Here is a 2,975-nt window from a genome sequence, read left to right on the forward strand (position 1 = left end):
TTCGGTGGACAGGACCTGCAAAGCTTCGGCAAGGCATCGCGGGAAGAAGCCGCCGCCATCGTCGCCAATACCCTCACCAAGGTCGGGATGTTCGTCGAGGACCCCCAAGAGACGATGGAACTGTTCGAGAAGCTGGGCGGCCAGGCGCTGGCCGTGCAAGGCAGCGGGTTGACCCAAAGTGACCACGCTCTGTTGGCCGGGTTCTACCGCGCCGCGCCGAATGCCGTCTACGAGCGCCGCCCCCGCATCGATCCCCTCGATCTGCGCGCCCAACACACCGGCGAGGCGCACGTCCTGCGCGGGACCACCATCGTCCGCGCGAAGCTGTTCTTTGCGGGGTCGTTCCGGTTAGCCGCGTATCGCCTCAACCGCTTTATCGCCCTGGGCGCCGCCGATACCTCAACCCCATCGGCGGCGTTGACGCCAGCAGTCGCCGACGGCGTGGCCACGTTCTCGGACAGGGTGCCAGGGCCGGCCATGCCCGCCGCGTTGGCTGAGCGGGATCGGATCGCCACGACGCCATCGGTGGGTACCGCCGTGACGGAATCCTTCGCCCACCGCCTGATCGACGACTATTTGCGGGGGTACCCGGAGCAAGAAGCGGTGAGGGAGGAATCGGTGAGGGAGGAATCGGTGAGGGAGGAGACGGCATCCACCGTCGATCCACCCACCGCCGCCGATACGGCCCACCCGCCCGTTCCGTCCGACGAAGCGATCCGGGTGACCGTGGAGGCGGTTATCGCCGAAAGCGTCCGACAGGACACGCCGGCCGGCGTGGAGATCCCGCCACTCGAAGCGGCGGAGAGCGATTTCAGCGAGGGAGGCTTTCTCATGCCGCCGGGCGAACCCCTGGTGACGACCGTACCGTCCACCTCCAGGGAATCCTCGACCGTGCCGGCGACCGGGGCGACGCCCGATTCGCTGCCCGTGGCGCGTCCTCGTCCACGAACGACGTTACCCCGCGTGGCGGTGGACCGATTGGAGGAGCTGGCCGCGCCGGATTCCGCGTTTTACCTGGATGTGCGTGAAATTCATCCCGTGGAGTTGGATAAGACGTAATCGTCCAGCCTTGTCCGACTTGACAGGCAGTCGGGCCGCCCACGCCACGCCTCGCCTCAAGCGGGTGAGGTCCATCCCTGGAGTTATTGAACACGCTGTGGGTTTAGTGCCGATGCATTGCTGGAACGGGTAATGCCTGTGTGCTCTCCACCGCGTCAATGACGGAGGCAAGTCGGTACGCGGCATTCAACGGTGTGGCCTGGCCCGAAAGGAAATAATCACAGAGCGCCCGCAACACCGTCGGTAGATTGGCAAGCAGTTGCTCCGAGGTGGGATAAGGTTCACCGTTGCGGTGATTTTGCACGAGCGAAACCAGTTGGTCCGTCGTTAGGCTGTCGAGGTCGAGGTCGGCCAGCGTCAAGCGGTGTGGGTCGGGGTAGGCGTGATCGGGCATGATGGATTATCGTCAAGACTCAAGGATACCAATCATACATCGTTTAGCCCTCCGTCGATTCGTCCAACTCCCGCGCTGCTCGCTCGGATGGCCACCCCGCCAAAATTCGGCCGACCTCGGCCAGCACCGCCCACAGCGAGCGGTCATCCTCGCCGGACCACCCCGCGCCCAGTTCGGCGGTGGCCAGCCTCAAGGGCGCGCGCGGTGGATCGTCCAAGGGTCGCGGCGTCTCGCCGTCCGGCCCGTCCAGCACGAAATCGAGGCTGGCGATCACCGAGCGGTCGGTCCCGAAATCCTCGCCGTTCGGTCCGACGATCCGGGCTTCCTCATAGGCGCCGAGACTCAGGACAAACGGCTCGTCGTCCCGAACCGGATCGTGGCAGTACAGACCGGCATTGATACCGGTGCCCAGGGTGGGATCAAGGTGCATCCAGGTCACGGATTCACCGGGCCGCAAGCAGGGATCGATCCCCAGGGCGCGGCACACCTGGGCCAAGCTCAGGCGGCGGTTCAACAGATCGTCGGCGTGGGGCATGGTTCAAGCTCCCGGCGTCAGGGCCGCGACCCGGCGCGGCGGTTCGTGGGCCGCCACGGTCGCCGCCGTGGGGGTTTCCGTCGTCGGTACGGTGGACGGTTCGGCATCCGGGCGATCCGGGGGATTCAGGGGCTCGTCGGCCAGTTGGTTATACCAGTCCCGGTAGTCGCTGGCCACGGACCAGGCTTTGAGCTGACCGAGCACCGCCAGCGCGCCGGGCAGGGCGCTCTCGGGAATCGTGCCCTCCAAGGCGGTCCGGTTGCCTTCCAGGGGAATGTCGAGCGCTTGCCAGCGCGGGTCGTGGAGCAGCGGCCCGTTACGGCCGTGCGCGCCGGGCACGATCAGTTGCACAGCGCCGTCCTTCAGCAGCAGGACGAAGTCGATGCCGCGCTTGAAGCGCTCCGGCCGGCCACCGGTGTCGCTGGAGACCAGCACCACGCGAGGGGCATCGCGGTGGTCCTCGACGAAGCGTTGCAGGTGGTCGACCGTGCGCAGCAGGACCGGTTTCGCGCTGAGCTGTTGCCACGTCACGTCGGCGTGCAAGAGAATACCCCGCTCGCGGCGCCGTCGGCCGTGGTATAGATCACCGGCCGGCCCAAATCGTCGCGGGCGGCCATCTGGAGCGCGGCGTAGAGATTGCCGACCAGCAAGTGGCGTCGATGGGTCCGGGTCCCGGCCTCGGCGGCCTCGATTTGGGCCAGCAGATGATCGCGGTTATCCGAATCGTGAAACAGGGTATACGCCCCCTTCAACAAGGTGTGCAGGGTGAGGGGCTTCACCCGTTCCTCGCCCGGACAGGCGATGGCGATTTCGTAGTGACCGGCCAGATGCAGGGCGTCGCGGCCCGGCGCCAGGATGCGGACCACCAGCCCCTCGCGGTATTGCCAGTCGTCGTCATCCGTGTCGTCGTCCGCGCCGGACCCATCCGCCCGTGGCACCGCCACCCGCCAGGTTACGACCGCGCCCGGCGCGACCGTCGCGACGAAG

4 protein-coding genes and 1 pseudogene are annotated in these 2,975 nt (G+C 66.8%); 1 reads left to right on the forward strand and 4 read right to left on the reverse strand.

Annotation, left to right across the window (positions count from 1 at the left end):
• A pseudogene (locus E4P82_RS20560) lies at window positions 1-1,059 on the forward strand (hypothetical protein); the annotation flags it as partial.
• Window positions 1,060-1,162: 103 nt separating this feature from the next.
• Here the strand turns inward: E4P82_RS20560 and E4P82_RS20565 are convergent.
• The 4 genes from E4P82_RS20565 to E4P82_RS20580 form a co-directional block, all read right to left on the reverse strand.
• A complete protein-coding gene (locus E4P82_RS20565) occupies window positions 1,163-1,453 on the reverse strand; it encodes a hypothetical protein (RefSeq protein ID WP_169250627.1) in 291 nt (96 codons plus the stop codon).
• A gap of 43 nt (window positions 1,454-1,496) precedes the next feature.
• Window positions 1,497-1,988 (reverse strand): hypothetical protein, encoded by a 492-nt coding sequence (locus E4P82_RS20570; protein ID WP_169250628.1) that lies wholly within the window; start codon window positions 1,986-1,988, stop codon window positions 1,497-1,499.
• A gap of 3 nt (window positions 1,989-1,991) precedes the next feature.
• Complete coding sequence (locus E4P82_RS20575; RefSeq protein WP_169250629.1) at window positions 1,992-2,531, reverse strand: hypothetical protein; 540 nt, start codon at window positions 2,529-2,531, stop codon at window positions 1,992-1,994.
• The coding region (locus E4P82_RS20580) for a hypothetical protein (protein ID WP_169250630.1) at window positions 2,516-2,975 on the reverse strand (460 nt) is incomplete at its 5' end. The genes E4P82_RS20580 and E4P82_RS20575, both read right to left, overlap by 16 nt.

Origin of the sequence: Candidatus Competibacter phosphatis (assembly GCF_012939995.1) — a bacterium.
Classification (GTDB): Bacteria; Pseudomonadota; Gammaproteobacteria; order Competibacterales; family Competibacteraceae; genus Competibacter; species Competibacter phosphatis.

Excerpts from the sequence above, each read along its gene's own strand:
- E4P82_RS20565 (WP_169250627.1), bottom strand. The coding sequence starts at position 1,453 with ATGCCCGATCACGCCTACCCCGACCCACACCGCTTGACGCTGGCCGAC.
- E4P82_RS20570 (WP_169250628.1), bottom strand. The coding sequence starts at position 1,988 with ATGCCCCACGCCGACGATCTGTTGAACCGCCGCCTGAGCTTGGCCCAG.